Source organism: Chlamydia poikilotherma (assembly GCF_900239975.1).
Taxonomy (GTDB): Bacteria; Chlamydiota; Chlamydiia; order Chlamydiales; family Chlamydiaceae; genus Chlamydia; species Chlamydia poikilotherma.
The window spans coordinates 808,568-826,569 of the sequence record NZ_LS992154.1 but is presented as its reverse complement, the minus strand read 5'-3'; the positions used below and the strand labels follow the sequence as shown (position 1 = coordinate 826,569).

Here is an 18,002-nt window from a genome sequence, read left to right as displayed (position 1 = left end):
AACAGTAATAGGAATCAAAATGAATCTGCTAACCACCATAGAGTGTTTTTCTGCCCAGGTGGTGAAATTGGTAGACACGCTGGATTTAGGATCCAGTGCTTCGCGGCATGTAGGTTCAAGTCCTATCCTGGGCATTTCAACATCTCTTCTCTAGGAAAATCATTAAATTCCCGTTCGTAGTAAAATAAAATCTAGAGTTTTAGATTTTTTTGAGGAATTTCATGAAGAAAATGCTTCTAGTTTTCGCTTGTTTCCTAAGTTGTTGTTTTTCTGTAGCTTTTGGAGAAAATTCCCTTGCTTTGGAGTCTGTGTCCTTAGTAAAGGCAGTGCCTGTATCGGGATTACAATTTCAAGAACAAAACGGTCATGTTCCCTATAGTTTCTACTATCCTTATGATTATGGATACTATTATCCTGAGACTTACGGAGGCTATACCGGGACATCACAAAGTAATGAAGATTGTTATTCTCGATTTGAGGATGGTACGTTTTTCTATCATTGTGACTAGGGATTTCTTGGGTGATAGGAAAGAAAGTTTTCTACTAGGGTATCCGCAGCTACATGAGTATAGATTTCTGTAGAAGCAATACGAGCATGCCCGAGCATTTCTTGAATCACTCGGAGGTCTGCTTTATTGTCTAATAGATGTGTGGCAAAAGCATGTCTTAGGGAATGTGGTGAGACGCGTTTATGGGTTACTTGCTTTGCGTAGTAATGGATTCTTCTCCACACACAGGATCGCTCTAATTTGCGCCCGCGTACAGAGAGAAATAGGTGAGGTTCTTTTGGGTTTTTCTTTTGAAAGTTCTCTCTAAAAGAACATAGATAGATATCGATAGCTTTACAGGCGAGTTTTCCTAGGGGAACAAGTCGTGTTTTAGAACCTTTTCCCGTAACACGTAGAAAATCATCACTAACGTCACCAATGCATAAACCACAGAGCTCAGATACGCGAATACCTGTGGAATATAATGTATGGAGAATTGCGGTATCTCTAGTAGAAATGATAGGAGAAATTCTGGTTTGTTGAGGAGCAGATAAAAGAGCATCAACTTCTTTTGGTGTTAAAACAGAAGGAAGACGTTTCCAAATTTTTGGATGTTCAATAAGAGGAGGATGATCAAGAAGCTTTGCCTCTTTAAGAAATCGAAAAAATACTTTTAAGGCAATCAAACGACGGGCTAAAGTAGACTCAGCTTCTTTACGTTTATGTAGCTGCTGAACAAACAGATATACGCTATCTTGGGAAATTTCTTTGATTGATGTAATGGCACTTATTTTTAAGAATAAGGTAATGTCCTGATAATATGCAGAAATAGAATTGCGGCAAAGACCGCGATCTACCGAGAGAAAAAGAACAAATTGTTCAAGAATAACATCACAAAACTGGGCTGAGGCCATAAAATCCAACTTCGGCTGGTATAGTTTTGAGTATAGATATTTAGATAGTTTTTAAGCTAGGACGAGGTAGACGATGGATAGAAAAGGCTTTTTAGAGAGCTCCTCAACAAAGATATTACAAGATTTAGCTGTGGCGCCTATAGATTTGACAATCCCCGGAGTGATTTCTAAAGAGCGTATAGAAAGATTTTCCTTGTCTGTAGAAGGCTTTACACTAAGTTACGCTACGGAACGTATCGATGAGGGTATTTTATCTGCGTTAACGGATTTAGCTTCTGAACGTGGTCTTATCGAATCTATGCAGGCAATGCAAAATGGAGAAGTTGTTAACTATATCGATAATTTTCCTAGTGAATCTCGACCTGCTTTACATACTGCGACACGTGCATGGGTTAAAGAAATCTCTTTAAAAGGTAATGCCGAGGATATTTCTTTAAGATCAAAAATCGAAGCGCAACGTTTAAAAGATTTTCTTAATAAATATAGGGATGCTTTTACAACTATTGTACAAATTGGAATAGGAGGTTCTGAACTTGGACCTAAAGCTTTACATTGTGCTTTAAAAGGCTGTTGTCTATCAGATAAGAGAGTATATTTCGTCTCTAATGTAGATCCCGACAATGCTGCAGAAGTTTTACAAGAGATAGATTGCCGAAAGACTTTGGTTGTTACTGTATCGAAATCAGGAACTACATTAGAGACTGCTGTTAATGAAGAATTACTAGCAGATCATTTCTTAAAACAAGGATTGAGTTTCAGAGAACATTTCATTGCTGTTACCTGTGAGGGTAGTCCTATGGATGATACGGATAAATATCTTGAAGTTTTCCATATTTGGGATAGTATCGGGGGACGCTATTCTTCCACATCTATGGTTGGTGGAGTTGTTTTAGGCTTTGCCTATGGCTTTGATACGTTTTTACAGCTCCTTGAAGGAGCTGCGGCTATGGATTTGGCAGCTTTAGAACCTCGTATGAATGAGAATCTCCCTTTATTATCAGCAATGTTAGGTATCTGGAATCGTAATTTTTTACGTTATCCTACTTCTGTTGTGGTTCCTTATGCTACAGGATTAGAATATTTTCCCGCCCATTTACAGCAATGCGGTATGGAATCTAATGGGAAGAGTGTTGCTCAGAATGGAGAGATAATAAGCTTTTCCACAAGTCCGATTATTTGGGGTGAGATAGGAACAAATAGCCAACACTCGTTTTTCCAATGTCTTCATCAAGGTAGTGATATTGTTCCTGTGGAATTCATTGGTTTTCTTGAGAATCAAAGGGGAAAGGATATAGTTATAGCTGGATCTAGTTCTTCTCAAAAGCTTTTTGCTAATATGGTAGCTCAGTCTATAGCGTTAGCAAAAGGAAGGGGAGATACTAATCCGAATAAAAATTTTAGAGGAAATCGTCCCTCCTCTATTCTTGTGTCTGAGAGACTCACTCCCTACACTATGGGAGGACTTTTAGCCTTCTATGAACATAAAATAGTCTTTCAGGGCTTTTGCTGGGGAATTAACTCCTTCGACCAGGAAGGAGTTACCCTGGGGAAAGACCTGGCAAATCAGGTTCTGCAGATTATGCAAGGGCATGGCAAAGAAGGAACCCTTCTTGAAGCAGAAGTATTGTTAAGACTTTTTAATGATACTAAAAATAAAAGTGACCAGATCTAGGAATTTCAGGGAGATAAGAATCGTTTTTCCTGAATATTTTAATAGTTTTTATGGTATAATTAGTGCTTTCATTTTCTAAGCGATGGATGAAACGCTATGTTTTTTATTCGTGTGCGTTCAGCAGGATTTTTAGATATTCACGGTGTTTTATCTACTCGTAAGGGAGAGCAGGTCATCAAATCTGGTACGGGGGTTTGGGTAGGAGCTCGAGGAGCCGTTTTCTACCGTATAGCCTTTTAAGCCCTTCTTCATTGTCATTTTTTTAATTTACAACTGTTTTTAAGAAGCAGTAATGCCTCCCCTCGTCTTTTTTCATACACGAATATTTTTTTGAGATTTTTCTAATTTGTTTTTTACTCGGACATTCCTATCTTTTATAAGAGTTTGGGATGGGAACTATGGTTTGACAGAAACGTTAGTAAAGCATAAGTCTTGGTATAGAATTCAGATGCGGAGTATTGTGGATAAGAGCCAAGCGCTTTTATGTATTTCGCCTCTTAACACGGTTTTAGCTGGGGGATTTTCTTTCTTTAGCTATCGAAAAATAGACGCGCTTGATTTTGTTTTTATTTAAAGATTATAGTGATTTTTTTTAGGGAGGCGTGATTATGAAACTAACACGTACGGTTAGTGTTGCTGTGACGGGTGGAACAGGGCAAATCGCCTATAGTTTTTTATTTGCTCTAGCTCATGGTGATGTTTTTGGTAATGATTGTGGCATCGATCTACGTGTGTATGACCTCCCAGGCTTAGAAAGAGTGCTTTCCGGTGTGCGTATGGAACTCGATGATTGCGCTTATCCTCTTTTACAATCTCTACGTGTCACAACTTCTTTGGAAGATGCTTTTGATGGTATTGATGCGGCTTTTCTAATAGGAGCAGTACCCCGAGGTCCTGGAATGGAACGTTCGGATCTTTTAAAACGTAATGGAGAAATTTTTTCTCTTCAAGGTTCAGTGCTAAACACTTCTGCTAAACGAGATGCAAAGATTTTGGTCGTCGGCAATCCTGTAAATACCAATTGCTGGATCGCTATGAATCAGGCTCCAAAATTGAATAGAAGGAATTTTCATTCTATGCTTCGTTTGGACCAAAATCGTATGCATACGATGTTAGCACATCGTGCGGAAGTACCTTTGGATGAAGTGACTCATGTTGTTATTTGGGGGAATCATTCCGCAAAACAAGTTCCTGATTTCACTCAGGCATTGATTTCAGGCAAACCTGCTGTAGAGGTTATAAGCGATCGTGATTGGCTTGAAAACATCATGCTGCCCTCTATTCAAAATCGAGGAAGTGCTGTGATTGAAGCTCGTGGAAAGTCTTCCGCGGGATCTGCTGCTCGTGCTTTAGCTGAAGCTGCACGCTCTATTTTTCTTCCTAAAGATGGGGAGTGGTTCTCTACTGGAGTATGTTCTGATTATAATCCTTACGGTATTCCTGAAGATTTAATTTTTGGTTTCCCATGTCGTATGTTGCCCTCTGGGGATTACGAGATTGTTCCTGGATTATCTTGGGATGCCTTTATAAAAAATAAGATTCAAATATCCTTGGATGAAATTTCTCAGGAAAAAGCCAATGTCTCTTTGTTATAGCGCAAGTTAGTGGGGGTGATTTATGACTCAATCTTTTGATGTATTAAGTCAAAATGCTTTTAAAAAGATCTTTAATAAACAGCGATTTCTTTTTATTTTTTCTAGTTTGTGCTGTTTTGGTTTTGTTTTTGCCATATTTTTAAAACTATGTTCACAGTTTGTTCTTAGTTTTTCGTTATCAACGTTAGGACTGGGAGCTTTTTTCTCTTCTTTCAGTATTGTTTGTGCTTCTGCTGTAATTGTACAGGCACTTTTAAAACAAGAATCTGTGGGAAATGAGGGTAAAATCATTTCAGCATTTCATAAGAATTGGAAATCGCTTTGGTTATCACTACTTGTGTCCATGCCGTTTTTTATAGCTATGGTTGTAGTGAGCACGATAATTTTACTTTCAGTATTTCTAAGCTCTTTACCTTGGATTGGTAAGTTCTTCCATACCCTGCTAATTTTTATTCCTTACCTTTCAGCAACAACTTTGATCTTGCTATTTCTAGGTGCTTTCGTATCTCTATTTTTCTGCATACCTGCTTTGAGTGATCATGATAGCATTGACTATATGCACTTACTTCGTTGTTTCCAGGGGAATATCTTAAATCAATTTATTGGATTTATCATAGCAGCAATACCTTTAGCTTTGTGTAGCTGGTTAGCTTTAGATTCGTTTTATTTGATGTCGCATTTAGTTTGTTTATCAGATATGAATACAGGATCATTTTTGATGGAAGTCTTGGTATTGATTATGCCAATAGCATTAATCCTTACACCTGCAGTTTCCTTTTTCTTTAATTTCTCTTTTGATTTTTATTTAGAGAAGCAGATCTCGAAAGAAAAATTAATTAAAGAGTGAATAGAAACTCTTTAGCTACGTAGGCTGTAGATTGTTTTAATACAGCTTGAGCGAGCATATCTCCGGTAAGACCGTGATAAAGTAGACCTTTGGATCCTAGGCCTCCTAGGAACCAAAGGTTTTCTTTTATTCTACTAATTAAAGGTAGGCGAGTAGAACTTGACGAACGCGTTCCTGCATAATAGTTGAGGATCTTTGCTTCTTTAAGAGCAGGAAATAACGAAAGAATAGGAGGCATAATTTCATTATAAGCACTAGTTTCGTCAGTAACAGGTTCAGTCTGATTGTGTTCGAAAGTTGCTCCTAAAATGCAGGTATTATTTTCTGTGTTTGCCACCATATATTTATGTGCATTGATGCTAAATTGTGGCATTGCTAGGTCTTCAGGCCAAGAAATTTCTATAAGCTGACCTTTTACATTAGATAGAGGAAGTTTCTCTAATTCGGGGAGAACATGAGCATTAGCTCCTGGAGTTACAATAATGTGATCGTAAAACTCTTCAATATCTTCAATATTTTCTATAAGCTCGTCATAAAACTGTGTGCCAAGATTAGCACAAGCATCCCAAAGACCATTGATATAGGCGTTATTATTTATAGTTACGCCGTTCTTTATGAATAGAGCACCAAGATTAGCAACTATACCCGGAACTGTCATTTCACAACGTGCTTTTTCCCACCATTCTAATTCATTAGGGAATTCTTCAACGCGTTTCATAAAAATTTCCGCCTGTTGGTCGTCTATGGCTGGGCGGATTATTCCTCGAGAAAGAACAATAGGAATATTCAATGCTTTGCTAGCTTCTGTGATTAATCCGTGAGTAGAGGTAATTCCTAAATCCGCAAGTGGAGGTTTACTAGCTTTTTTCCCAGTAAAACCATGAAGGAGACCTGAAGATAATCCTGATGCGCCATGACCTAGAGGAACGGGATCGAAAAGATCTATTGTTGCTGTTCCCTGAGAGTGTAGTAGCAAATGCCAAGTTACAGAAAGCCCAGCATAACCTGCTCCTAAAACTGCTATACGCATACGTTTACCTTGAAATCTACGATCTTAATAAGAATTTGTCTCTATATCTACTTCTGAGGATAAGCAAATAATGTATTAAATAACAGAGGGGAATGTAGAAGAAAATAAAGGAGAACTAAAGAAAAAATGAGAGAAGCCCGAAGGCTTCTCCCAAAGGGTGATTGGGATCATTATAAACGGATTTTTTCCGTTGAAAAGAGGAAAATCGCTAATAACGCCAACAAAGCAATTATTGTAATTTCTGTAACCTCTTTTTTTGCAAAAAAAGTTTTCGCATTCTTACCTTTCTTTCCAGCATCTATGTAGAATGGAATACCTAAGGCTAAGAGAATGATAGCCATAAATAGATAATTTAAACCTCCAGCATAGATCAACCAGATAGAATAAATAACACCGAAAATTCCTGTGTATTTTGCGGTGGCAGATTTAATGGGTCCTTTATTGGGATATTTTTTATCTTTGCTGAATTTAAAAAGAAAGGCGGCACTTGCTAAATAGGCAGGTAAAACCATCACTCCTGTGATGCTCAACATCGTATTCCATGCATTTGTTGAAAAATATACGAGAAGCATCGCGATTTGCATAAGAGCACTCGTTATATATAACGAGACTTTAGGAGAATGCGCAGCATTTTCTATTGTGAAGATCTCTGGGAACGTACCATTTTTTGCTGCAGAATAAGGAATTTCTGCAACAATCATAGTCCAAGATAACCAACTGGAGAGTATGGCTACAAGAAGACCTATGTTCATTAAGACCTCACCCCATTTCCCCACGAGAATATCTAATACTCCAGCAGTTGAAGGATTAGCAATATCAGCAAGTTGATGTTGAAATAGGGAGCCAAAAGGTAGGATGGATAAAAGTATATAAACAGTTAAGCATCCTACAAAACCTAGTAGGGTAGCTTTTCCAACAGCACTAGAGTTTTTCGCACGTGCTGACATAACGACAGCACCTTCGATTCCAATGAAAGCCCATAAAGTCACTAACATTGTGCTTTTTAATTGGCTAGTTACTGATCCTAACAACGGTTGAGCTTTTGTAGCTGTATGCCCCCAAAAATCAGTTTTGAAAATAGCAAGTTTGAAAAGGAATGCTGTGATAACAATAAATACAATAAGAGGAACAAGTTTACATACTGTTCCAATAATATTGATGAAAGATGCCTGACGGATTCCTTTAAGGACTATGAAATTGAAAACCCATATAAGGATAGAGCCTCCAATAATTGCAGGGATAGTATTTCCCCCTTTAAAATGGGGAGGAAAGAAATAATTTAATGCATCCATGGTCATGACGGCATAACCGACGTTACCAAAGATTTGGCATAGCCAATACCCCCAACCAATAGTAAATCCCACATAAGGTCCAAATCCTTCTCGGCTGTACATGTAGATCCCTGTTGTTAAATCAGGGCGTACTAATGAGAGAATTTTAAAAGTATTGGCAATAAAAAACATGCCTACGCCTGTCAGGATCCATGCTAAGATAATAGCTCCTGCTCCCGCGGATGCTGCCATATTTTGGGGAAGACTAAAAATTCCTCCCCCAATCATGGAGCTAATTACCATACCTGCTAAAGCTATGGCGCCAAGATTTTTCCTCGTTTTACCCCCATTAGAAATCATGAATTCTCCTTACCTAATTGTTGCCGGATCGGCATTTTCAAAGTTGAGAAACCCTAATGCAGTTAATGAGAAACCGTACTTTTGCTTAATATTGATGTAGTTATGGAAGTATTGAAATTCACTATGTTTGACAATGGAGCGAAGGTCTAGTTCATGTTGTAGAGATTTTTTTAACCACATTTTTGCATGTGATTCTGCGATCTCATCATTGATCCATGTAGGGAAAAACTCTACATATTCTGCGGCCCAGCCACCGATAAGCTCACCATTTTTGTCCTGTCCCCAGCAGATGCCAACACCTGTAGCAATTGCATGAGTGCCATCTATTGTCGCGGCCCCGCGTCCAGCCATAATCACTTCTAAAACAGCACCATGTTTGAAGAATTTAACACATTGATCTACGGGAACAATATTCCCGAAAAGTTCTTTAGGTAGTACAGATGTATAGGGAACGATATTAAAATTTTCGACTTTGGCTTGTAAAAGAGCGGAGTCATAGCAGAAAGTTTCGAAAGGTTGAGGAGGCATTCCGTCATCGGATTCTCCTACTCCTCCCGTATGGAAAGCTAATGTTGGGTAACGTGTCCCGTAAGGCATGTGTAAACTCCTAAAAATGTAGATAATGAAGTTGTGGGATTAGGTAGAAAAGTTAGCCCGAACACCGTAAACTTTCGCAGAACGTTTATCAGGTCTTCGTGCTGGATGAATATAAATTTGTAGGTCTGGAGTTAGAGAAATATGAGGTCCAAATCCTATAGTTGCAAATGTTTCTATTACAGTTTCATATTTGCGAATTTTTCTTTCCGTAACGACTTTAGGATTCACTTTACTCATCGAGCAAGCGGCTCCAAAAAGATCTTGAGAATTACGATTTATTGGATTTGCTGACGCTAATCCAAAAACATACGAACGATTAAGATTTACTGCTGTTCCTGTGGCCCCATTCCATCTTCCAAATACATAGAGTTTTTCTCCGAGGTGTTGACCGAAGTTCAATGACCATCCTGTTGTTTGAGTAGGTTGTTGGGAAACCTTTCTTGTAGAATAGATTAATGCGGAATATTGCCCACTACCAAGAGAATTTTGTGGTGCCCACGAGAAATAACCATAGAAATTGTATCGATTTCTTGTGAGGTTATAGACATCAAAAGAGGTGCCCAAAATATTGTAGGCATCCTGAAAACCAGCCTGGATATTTATAGAAGGTGTAGGTGTAAATTGTACGTAGGCACCAACACTCCCTAAGGAATATGTCGCGCTAGCATTTTGTGATAGGGCATAGCTTATGAATCCAGATTGCTGATCGTTATCGTATAAAGTTCCATCTATAGAATATAAGCTGTATTGGCCTAACGAAACGGTAAGCATTTCTCCAGGGAATGTCTGAGAGAATGTAAGTTGTGATAATGTGTTTGCTCGAGAGCTATAATCATTGATCCCGCCGGCGATGCCTGTAGCATTGTTGGCATTTTGCGCGTTGTTTCTCCAATAACGTATTAATGTATAGGAGAAATCAATACTCCCTACCCCTGCTGTAGGGCTATTGTATAACTGCCAAGAGATACTAGGACTCATATAAAATTGCCAAGTCGGCTGCTTCTCATCGATTGCTGCTAGGGGACCTTTTTTAGGATAAAACCATTGAGGGAGTATGGTAAAATCCACAGATATCTGAGAGTTAGTCTCTTTTTCTATCGAGTGCAATAATTTTGAGATTGACAACCCCTCATCGCAAGGGTGATCTTCTAGGACATTACGTACAGGGGTAAGTATGTGATGACGAGGTTCTTGGCCTAAGGTTTCAGATGATTCTGATGTTGCAGGTAAGGAGGAGATATTAGAATCTTTAGCGTTACTTTTTTTTAGTCTCTCAGAGTATCTATGATGATGATGCTCAGGATGGTTTGGATCGATTCCATAAGCAGGCGTCGTCAACGTACCGTAAGCACATAGAGTGGTTAATAGAGAAGAACGAAAAGACGCCATGAACTACCAAAAGAAAAGATACGCTGCTCTTTGTTGTGACTCTAAAAAAAAGAAGTTTTTTTATGCCATCATTTTTGGTGGAAGTTAAGGAATTATTATCTTAATACTACTCTGTCATTTGATGTCTTAAGAGTAAAGCTGCAGCTTCGTTGCTAAGGAGTTTTTGAGAGTATGTATATTGAACTTCAGAGATTTCAGGGATATATATGGGAGGTAAGAACTTCTGAGCTTTGTAGGTGATTCCTAGATAGGAAATGTTTTTTAATTTGCATAACTCACCGATACGCAAAACGTTTTCCTTATGATTATCAATATAAATGATCTTTTCAGGATGAGCCTCTATAGTATCTAGAAATAGTTGCAGTCCTGGTCCTTTATGTAGTTCTTCTCCGAATAACACTCCTGAAGCAAAGAGAATCCCTTTTGGTAAATGAGTAGGTATAGTAGGAGCTGTACTCTCTAATTCTAGGTTTAAGCTTTTCAATTGTTGCAAAGTGATATTTTTTGAAGAGAACTTACGTTCCGTATAAGCAAAAAGTGTTTTCTTTTTTTCGTGGATCTTTGTGATGAGAATTTGCAAAGCGTTTTCTATAGTTTTTACAGATCCTTTTTTTTGAAACTCTTCCCAGTAAGGGTAGGTAGTTTCCCAAGCTTCATATTCAGAAAGCCCTAACTGTTGGAATCCTTCTATTGTTTTCTGTAACCACAATGATTGTGTTAACGCTTGGGCTCCTTCTAATAAAGTGTCATCGAGATCAAGTATTAACCAAAAGTCACTGCTATCATGAAGGATATCACCTGCGATCTCATGAATGGATTTTACCTCTACATAACGTGTAGTTTCGCTACTATGAATAGCTAGAGGAAGAAGAAAAAAGAAAAATAGCCAATATTTTTGCATATACTTTCAAATAAAAAATTTTAGCAAGTATAGAGCAAAACAAGGATTTTTTACATCGCATTAACAATATTTTCCACGCTAATACGGAATTTCTGGCTATCCTCTTCAGAGAGTTTTTCAGAAAACCATAAAGAAAATTGTAGTAGAGCTTGCTCTGCAAACATCTCATATCCGTAAAGGATACGGCATCCTTGCGTTTTAGCTTTTCTTGTGTAGTCGGATTCTTTAGGCAATGTATTGATATCGATAATTACAGGAGATAAGACTTCTGGGATTTCCACATTAGGAGGAAGGCATAAAATTAGAATATCTATGTTATGATTTTCTGATAGAGAGTTTAAAGGAAATGCATGCCCATTACATAACTCAGCGAGTTTTTTAGCATTAGCTTCTGTCCGGTTGAAGATACTAATACGAGCTCCTGCATAAGCAAATGTCGTTGCTATAGCCATTGCTGCTCCTCCAGAACCTACAATAGCTACGTGTGTATTTTGTAAGGCAATATTTTTGCGTTTCAAGAGATTTAATAGTCCTAAACCGTCTGTATTGTATCCCGTGATCTTATTATTATTGAAAACCAGAGTATTGCAAGACTGGCAATGTTTTACAGAAACATCAAAAACATCGATATAGTCAAGAACATCGGTTTTAAAGGGCATAGTTACACTAAGTCCTCGAAAAGGGAGATTTCGCGTTAGGGAGAAAAATTCTTTAAGCTCTTGAGATGTTAGAAGAATTTTTATGTAACTCATCTTCATATTCAGTTCTGAGAATAGTTTATTATGGGAAAGATGACTGATACTGCGATCTACAGGATTACCAATAAGACCATAGATACTCGCTTCTGAAGAGAGGTTGGCATAGTTATATGCTAATAGATCTTCTATAGAAAGTTGCCCTGGAGCTACTTTGGGAGCGTTTATTGCTGAAGCATAATTAATAGCATTTTTCATTACTGGCGAAAGAATGCGAGAAGCGATTCCTTCATTTCCCATGCAAAGTAGCGTAGTGTTTTCGGGAAGATGTTTTTTTATTTGTATATAACGGAGGGTATCCACGGATTTGGTTGAAGTGATTGCGATTTTATAATGATCCGCTTGTTGTTTTAGCATGTCATTATAAAGATTCGGAACGTATTCTGAGGTTTGGCTATGATAAGAAAGAATAATTTTTATATTAGGATATTGATTTTGGATATCTCTTAAAGCTTCTTTAGGAAAATCTTTATCGATATCGAGATAATCAGGTTGTAATTTTGCTAGTTCCATGGTGCGTTCTACCCATTCCGACTCAGATAAGCTAGCGTGCTTTTTTAATGTAAGAATAGGTTTCTTTGCTAAAAAAACCAAATGTTTCAGCTGATCTGATGATAGAGATAAAAGACAATCGATACGCAACTCTATACTATCTACTAGCGATAACGAGTGCAAAAGTTGTTGTTTCGCTTCAGAAAAAGAAGGACCGCTAATTGTTGCACATAACATGGCATTCACTTTTTAGAACTTCATAAAGAATATCCATTTTTGGTGTTGCACAGTAGGCGCCATTATATGGAGCGACTCTTCCTAAATGTTCTATCATGACCATTCTTAGGGCTTTTTTCGATAGATTTTTCTTATCATAACCGAGTGTGTGGATAATATTTTCCGGATTATAAAATCCGTTATGAAGATGTTGTGGAATCAGAGATCGTAGTTCTTCAAAAGTTGTAGGCAAACAGAAATGTTTTAATAAGTTATATAACTGCTCGATAAGATAAGGATTTTTCATAATTCCTGATTCTAGAGAAATTTTCATTTCTACCATCATTCCCACACTTACTGCCAATCCATGAGGGATATAGCCTTTAGATAGTGTTTCTATTGCATGGGCAATCGTATGACCGAAATTGAGTATTTTTCTTAGATTTTTATCTTTAGGATCTTTAGTGACGATAGCAGCTTTAATCATGCAGTTTCTTTTAATAAACTCATTCAGAATTTCCCGAGAAGAAAAGAGCATATCGCTATAGTTATGCAAAAACTCCCATATATATGCATCGGCAATACATCCATGCTTTATGGATTCAGAAATTCCGTGAAACCACTCTCTCCTTGGTAATGTCGCTAAGAACTCAGGACATATCCATACATCTTTCGGAGGATAAAAAGTTCCTAGACGATTTTTTAATCCCCGTAGATTGATTCCGTTTTTTCCACCAATACTTGCATCAATCATTGCTGTCATTGTTGTGGGAATCAAAAATAGCTGAACTCCTCGACAATACGTAGAAGCCAGGAATCCGGCCATGTCTAAAACTATACCTCCACCGATACCGATGATTGTAGATCCTAAAGAAACATCTTGATCAACAAGCTGATTTTGTAGAGAAATAAAGATTTCCCATGTTTTATTTTTCTCTCCAGGAGGGAATGTTAGTAGGATTACCTTATAATCTAAAGAATCCATGAAATCTAAGATGGGAGGAAGAATTTCTTCTGCTACATGGAGATCACTAATAATTACAATAGGAAAGTCTGTAGATATTGAAGAAAATAACTTCTTGTTAAAGAAATTTTCCACGAGTTTAACGTTATGCGGATCGGAGATAAAATTCTCTATCATAGCCTAGCACACCGTTGTTGTAGTAATAAATCAGCAAGAACAAGATTTACCATTGCTTCTACAACACTAACAGCCCTTATAGCTACACAAGGATCATTGCGACTTTCTTTTTCTGTAGCATAAATAGTTGATTCTCCAGATTTTGTTACTGTGAAGCAGGGTTTCCTAATTGAGGATGTAGGTTTAAATGCTGCGCGTCCGTTGAGAGGCATTCCCACAGTAATTCCTCCGAGTGAGCCTCCACAGTTATTCGATTTCATAGAGATATTCCCATTCTCAATGATAAATGGATCAATATATTCTGATCCGAACCTATCTGCAGAAGCAAATCCTAAGCCTATTTCAAATCCTTTAGCAGCGGGAATACTCATAAGTGCTGAGGCTAAAACTCCCTGCACTTTATTAAATACTGGCTCGCCAAGACTTTCATGAATAGGCGAAGTGATAAAAGATACTATTCCACCTAAAGAGTCTTCTTCATTTTGTAGATTAGTCAATATTTGGAAAATAGAATCATTATCGAGAGGAGAAAGAAAAGGAGAGTTATAGATACTTTGCGCAAATTCTTTAGAGAATTTTGGATATTCTTCAATAGATTCTTTTCCGATTTTGGATAAGAAGGCTAAACAATAAATATCATAGTGAGTGAGAATCTTTGCTGCGATAACCCCTGCAGCTACGCGACACGCTGTTTCCCGGGCAGATGATCTTCCTCCTCCTAAGGGATCTACAATACCATATTTTTTTTCATAAGCAAATTGTCCATGACCGGGACGATAACGATCATCTTGCTTATAGTATACAGCGCTTTTTACATCGGTATTGAAAATTTGGAGGGCAATAGGTGCTCCCGTTGTCTTTCCTTGATATACTCCAGAAAGAATATGTACGATATCGCTTTCTTTGCGAGGAGATGTTCCAGGTCTTCCCGGAGATCTACGCGACATTGCGGGTATGAAATCTTCAGGCTTAAGCAATAAACCTGCAGGACAACCGTCAATAACAACCCCAATAGAGGGCCCGTGAGATTCTCCCCATGTGGTTAGAGAAAATAAAGAACCGAATCGATTTCTCATTGATTTAGTAAAGTATTAAGAGATTTACAAGCAGATAACAACGAATGCTCGTCTAAGAGATCCACATCATCTAAAGGAAAACTATAATTCGCTACACGTTGCATATGATCTATACGTTGTTGTAAAATTTCTTCTACATTCGTAGCTCGCTTTAATCTTTCAGGAAGACCGCGTTTCAAGAGTCGTTTATGAATTTCAACAAGAGGAAGGGATAGATAAATCAAAATCCCCCTGTTTTTAATTATAGTACAAGCTTCTTGATGCATGATTGTGCCCCCACCTAAAGCTACGACGCTATTATCTAGAGGTAAAGAGCGTAGGGCTTCTATTTCTAAAGATGCAAACACCTCGTCTCCAACAGCTTGAAATATCTCGCACCCTGAGGAATATAGCTCGTTGCCATAGTTACTTACAATTAAATCATCGATATCGAAGAAAGAAATCGATAGATAATTAGCAAAGGCTCGACCCAGCAAGGTCTTGCCCACTGTTGGTAGTCCGCAGAAAAATAGGTTCATAGTATTCCTGAATGTTTGTGTGTAATGAATTTAAAATTTGTATAAAATTTGGAAAAGTTTTTTTTATACATTCAGTGTCAGAGATAATACTATCTCCAGAGGCATACATCGCCGCTATAGATAATGCCATGGCTATTCTGTGATCATTATGGGATTGCATAGAAGCTCCGTATAGAGGACTAGGATTGATGAGTAAACCATCATGACAAGGTTGAATACATGCACCCATTTTTTGAAGTTCTTGGGTAATAGCAATAATGCGATCACTTTCTTTGTCTTTAGCTCCTCGAGCATTATATAAATGTGAAGGGGAGGTAGCAAAGCAACAGATAACTGCGAGGATAGGAAGAGCATCAATAAAGGGATCCATATCTATATCCCCACCAGAAAGTGTAGAGGGGAAAACAATAACCGTATTGTTTTCAAAAATAATGTTTGCCCCCAGCTTTTGAAGGAGAAAGAATAATTTTTTATCCCCCTGGACATCATCGATATTAAGATTTTTTAAGTATGTGGGATGTGGGGATTGGGAAAGTAGTGCAGCAGCGACAAGAAATGCTGCACTACTAAAATCACCCCCAACAGTATAGGAAAAAGCTTTCGGGCGAGCTTTTCCTAGAAATGAATAGGTATCCTCTGATTGTGCATAGGGGATAGCTAATTGTTCTAACCACCATAAGGTCAATTTAAACCAGGGGCGTTCTTTAGGATTGATTATAGTAAAGGAGAAAGGACCTTCTGCTAAAGAGCACGCCATTGCAAGGGCTGAGGCATATTGCGAATCGTCTCCTAAGACTTCAGTATATCCTGAAGAAATAGGTCCTGAAACGGAGAAGGGGATTGTGTATAGATCTCCTTGATATGAAAACGTAGCTCCGAAATTTTCTAAGGCTTTGATTAATGGAGCTATGGGACGTCTTTGTAATTGAGAAGATCCTGTAATTGTTATTTTTTCAGAGAATATAGCTGCAATTGCTGTGAAAAAACGAAAGACAATCCCAGAACTTCCTGCATTGATAACTGTATTTTCTGGCAATCTAAGATTGGAGGTTCCTGTAATCTCAAGAGATGAGGATCTTTTATGAATCTTTGCTCCAAGTTGCTTACAAGCTTGAATCATCACTGCTGAGTCAGGAGATTCTAAAGCATTATCTATTATTGAAGTGCCATGAGATACGGAAGCCCAAAAAATTGCTCGTAGAGTATGAGACTTAGATGGGGGAATACAAACATTCCCAGAAATGGAGGAGGGAGAAATCTTATAAGCAAGCATTTTGGCTAACTTATTTTTAGTTTTCCAAAAGCTTGCCTGAATCGCTATTTATCGTCTAAGAAAATGTAATTCTATATAAGGTTAAACTGTGCAGATTGTTTCTGTTAGTTTTTCTAAATAGCTTAGTAATTGCAAGCATAGTGTACTTTCAAACTCACAAGCGTAAGAAAAAAAGTTCTTTTGCATGAGGTGTTGTTGCTAATTCTGATTCCATTTCTGCTAGATGTTCTTGTTCTTCTAAGATTATGGATTTTATCGTAATTTTGCTTCCCGCGTCTTTTAAGACATTATGATAGAGTTTGGAAGCACGCATTTCTATAGCAGAAGTTACAAGTACATAAGCAGTAGTTTTTAAAGTTCGCTATTTATTTCTATATTTTTGTTTCTCTAATCTTTCGGTTAGCAGGTCGCAGATTGGCATGACTGCCCTCTTTTCACTGAGAATGCTGAACGGTGACGCATTCCAAGTAAATTCAGCATTTCGGTATCTTCGTTTATACCGTTGTTATCTACGGTTAGGAGTTTCTCTCCATAGAAAATAGAATTTGCTCCAGCGATAAAACATAGTGTTTGCTGTTCTACGGATAGGAAAGCACGTCCTGCAGCAAGGCGTACCATAGAATGAGGAAATATAACACGTACTGTAGCTATTGTGCGTAATATTTCCCAAAAGGATATCGATTCTTGATCTTGAAGAGGCGTTCCCTCTATAGGCCAGAGGACATTTACAGGCACAGATTCTGGCATGCGCTCTCTACAAGCTAAAGTATGGAGTAATCCAATACGATCGTCGGAAGTTTCTCCCATACCAACAATCCCACCGCAACACGTCCTTATTCCAGATTTCTCAACTACATCTAAAGTTTTCAAACGATCTTCATATTTTCTTGTAGTAATGATAGTTTTATAAAATCCTTCAGAAGAGTCTAAATTATGATTATAGGCATGCAGACCAGCCTCATAAAGTTTTTTTGCTTGGCTAGCAGTTAACATTCCTAAAGCACAACAAACCTCAGCTCCCATGTTTGTAATGCCCTTGATCATTTCTAAGGTGCGGTCAAATTGATGATTATCCTTTACCTCTCTCCAAGCAGCGCCTAGGCAGACACGTGTGGCTCCGGAGTCTACAGCATGTTTTGCTCGATCCATAACCTCGGTAATTTTCATCATTGGTTCGGGTTTAACATTAGTTTGGTAGCGGGAAGATTGTGCACAATAGGCGCAATCCTCAGTGCAACCTCCTGTTTTTATCGAAACTAGATAACAAGTTTGTAATTCTGAATGGGGGAAGTTACTTCTTAGTATAGCATTCGCTCTATGAATTAATTCAAAAACAGGCGTGTCGTATACTTCTTTAATAGCTTCTAGTGACCATTGTTCAGGGCATTCATCCATAAATAATATTTTTCTAGAAAGAGGTTGAAAACGTAGACAAAGGAGGCAATTCTTAACACAGAATTTCTAGAA

The 18,002-nt window shown here is 37.9% G+C and carries 17 protein-coding genes, 1 tRNA gene and 1 pseudogene; 6 read left to right on the top strand and 13 right to left on the bottom strand.

Translation table 11 applies throughout. The features are described from left to right. The first annotated feature begins 52 nt into the window (after positions 1 to 52). Together C10C_RS03730 and C10C_RS03725 are read left to right on the top strand one after the other, a co-directional pair. Positions 53 to 134, top strand: a tRNA-Leu gene (locus C10C_RS03730). An 87-nt stretch (positions 135 to 221) separates the two neighbouring features. After that, positions 222 to 509 carry a hypothetical protein gene (locus tag C10C_RS03725; RefSeq protein WP_174222234.1) on the top strand — a complete coding sequence of 96 codons (288 nt, stop codon included), beginning with the start codon at positions 222 to 224 and terminating at the stop codon, positions 507 to 509. On the opposite strand, the gene C10C_RS03720 is transcribed toward C10C_RS03725, so the two are convergent. Beyond that, positions 506 to 1,402, bottom strand: a complete 897-nt coding sequence (locus tag C10C_RS03720; RefSeq protein WP_117274492.1) for a site-specific tyrosine recombinase XerD — start codon at positions 1,400 to 1,402, stop codon at positions 506 to 508. The genes C10C_RS03725 and C10C_RS03720 overlap by 4 nt on opposite strands. Positions 1,403 to 1,475: 73 nt before the next feature. Between C10C_RS03720 and C10C_RS03715 the strand changes: the two genes are divergently transcribed. The 4 genes from C10C_RS03715 to C10C_RS03700 all read left to right on the top strand — a co-directional run bounded on the left by C10C_RS03715 (position 1,476) and on the right by C10C_RS03700 (position 5,516). Continuing rightward, positions 1,476 to 3,074: a glucose-6-phosphate isomerase gene (locus C10C_RS03715; protein ID WP_117274491.1), complete on the top strand. Its 1,599-nt coding sequence runs from the start codon at positions 1,476 to 1,478 to the stop codon at positions 3,072 to 3,074. Positions 3,075 to 3,170: 96 nt separating this feature from the next. Next, complete coding sequence (gene ltuA / locus C10C_RS03710) at positions 3,171 to 3,314, top strand: protein LtuA (protein ID WP_117274490.1); 144 nt, start codon at positions 3,171 to 3,173, stop codon at positions 3,312 to 3,314. Between the two features lie 368 nt (positions 3,315 to 3,682). Beyond that, the gene (locus C10C_RS03705) at positions 3,683 to 4,669 is read left to right on the top strand and encodes a malate dehydrogenase (RefSeq protein WP_117274489.1); all 987 of its coding nucleotides are present in this window, start codon (positions 3,683 to 3,685) and stop codon (positions 4,667 to 4,669) included. Positions 4,670 to 4,691: 22 nt separating this feature from the next. Continuing rightward, positions 4,692 to 5,516 (top strand): hypothetical protein, encoded by an 825-nt coding sequence (locus tag C10C_RS03700; protein WP_117274488.1) that lies wholly within the window; start codon positions 4,692 to 4,694, stop codon positions 5,514 to 5,516. Here C10C_RS03700 and C10C_RS03695 read toward each other — a convergent pair. From C10C_RS03695 to bioB, 12 genes and pseudogenes are all read right to left on the bottom strand, one after another. Then, positions 5,506 to 6,546: an FAD-dependent oxidoreductase gene (locus tag C10C_RS03695; protein ID WP_117274487.1), complete on the bottom strand. Its 1,041-nt coding sequence runs from the start codon at positions 6,544 to 6,546 to the stop codon at positions 5,506 to 5,508. The two genes, C10C_RS03700 and C10C_RS03695, sit on opposite strands and share 11 nt — an antisense overlap. Before the next feature lie 170 nt (positions 6,547 to 6,716). Beyond that, positions 6,717 to 8,177 carry an arginine/agmatine antiporter AaxC gene (aaxC, locus tag C10C_RS03690; protein WP_117274486.1) on the bottom strand — a complete coding sequence of 487 codons (1,461 nt, stop codon included), beginning with the start codon at positions 8,175 to 8,177 and terminating at the stop codon, positions 6,717 to 6,719. A 9-nt stretch (positions 8,178 to 8,186) separates the two neighbouring features. After that, on the bottom strand, positions 8,187 to 8,774 hold the full coding sequence (gene aaxB / locus C10C_RS03685; protein WP_117274485.1) for a pyruvoyl-dependent arginine decarboxylase AaxB: 588 nt from the start codon (positions 8,772 to 8,774) through the stop codon (positions 8,187 to 8,189). A gap of 39 nt (positions 8,775 to 8,813) precedes the next feature. Then, a complete protein-coding gene (aaxA, locus tag C10C_RS03680) occupies positions 8,814 to 10,163 on the bottom strand; it encodes a porin AaxA (protein ID WP_117274484.1) in 1,350 nt (449 codons plus the stop codon). Between the two features lie 106 nt (positions 10,164 to 10,269). After that, positions 10,270 to 11,064: a DUF2608 domain-containing protein gene (locus C10C_RS03675; protein WP_117274483.1), complete on the bottom strand. Its 795-nt coding sequence runs from the start codon at positions 11,062 to 11,064 to the stop codon at positions 10,270 to 10,272. Between the two features lie 50 nt (positions 11,065 to 11,114). Further along, on the bottom strand, positions 11,115 to 12,548 hold the full coding sequence (locus C10C_RS03670) for a bifunctional 3-dehydroquinate dehydratase/shikimate dehydrogenase (RefSeq protein ID WP_117274482.1): 1,434 nt from the start codon (positions 12,546 to 12,548) through the stop codon (positions 11,115 to 11,117). Continuing rightward, positions 12,529 to 13,668, bottom strand: a complete 1,140-nt coding sequence (gene aroB, locus C10C_RS03665) for a 3-dehydroquinate synthase (protein WP_117274481.1) — start codon at positions 13,666 to 13,668, stop codon at positions 12,529 to 12,531. Before aroB ends, C10C_RS03670 begins: the two co-directional genes overlap by 20 nt. Continuing rightward, positions 13,665 to 14,744, bottom strand: a complete 1,080-nt coding sequence (gene aroC, locus C10C_RS03660) for a chorismate synthase (protein WP_117274480.1) — start codon at positions 14,742 to 14,744, stop codon at positions 13,665 to 13,667. The genes aroB and aroC overlap by 4 nt, the downstream gene beginning before the upstream one ends. Next, the gene (locus tag C10C_RS03655; RefSeq protein ID WP_117274479.1) at positions 14,741 to 15,262 is read right to left on the bottom strand and encodes a shikimate kinase; all 522 of its coding nucleotides are present in this window, start codon (positions 15,260 to 15,262) and stop codon (positions 14,741 to 14,743) included. The genes aroC and C10C_RS03655 overlap by 4 nt, the downstream gene beginning before the upstream one ends. Next, positions 15,198 to 16,535, bottom strand: coding sequence for a 3-phosphoshikimate 1-carboxyvinyltransferase (gene aroA, locus C10C_RS03650; RefSeq protein ID WP_117274478.1), 1,338 nt, complete (start codon positions 16,533 to 16,535; stop codon positions 15,198 to 15,200). The genes C10C_RS03655 and aroA overlap by 65 nt, the downstream gene beginning before the upstream one ends. Before the next feature lie 81 nt (positions 16,536 to 16,616). Further along, a pseudogene (locus C10C_RS05275) lies at positions 16,617 to 16,896 on the bottom strand (hypothetical protein); the annotation flags it as partial. Positions 16,897 to 16,934: 38 nt separating this feature from the next. Then, positions 16,935 to 17,930, bottom strand: a complete 996-nt coding sequence (gene bioB / locus C10C_RS03640; RefSeq protein WP_117274477.1) for a biotin synthase BioB — start codon at positions 17,928 to 17,930, stop codon at positions 16,935 to 16,937. Positions 17,931 to 18,002: the final 72 nt, after the last annotated feature.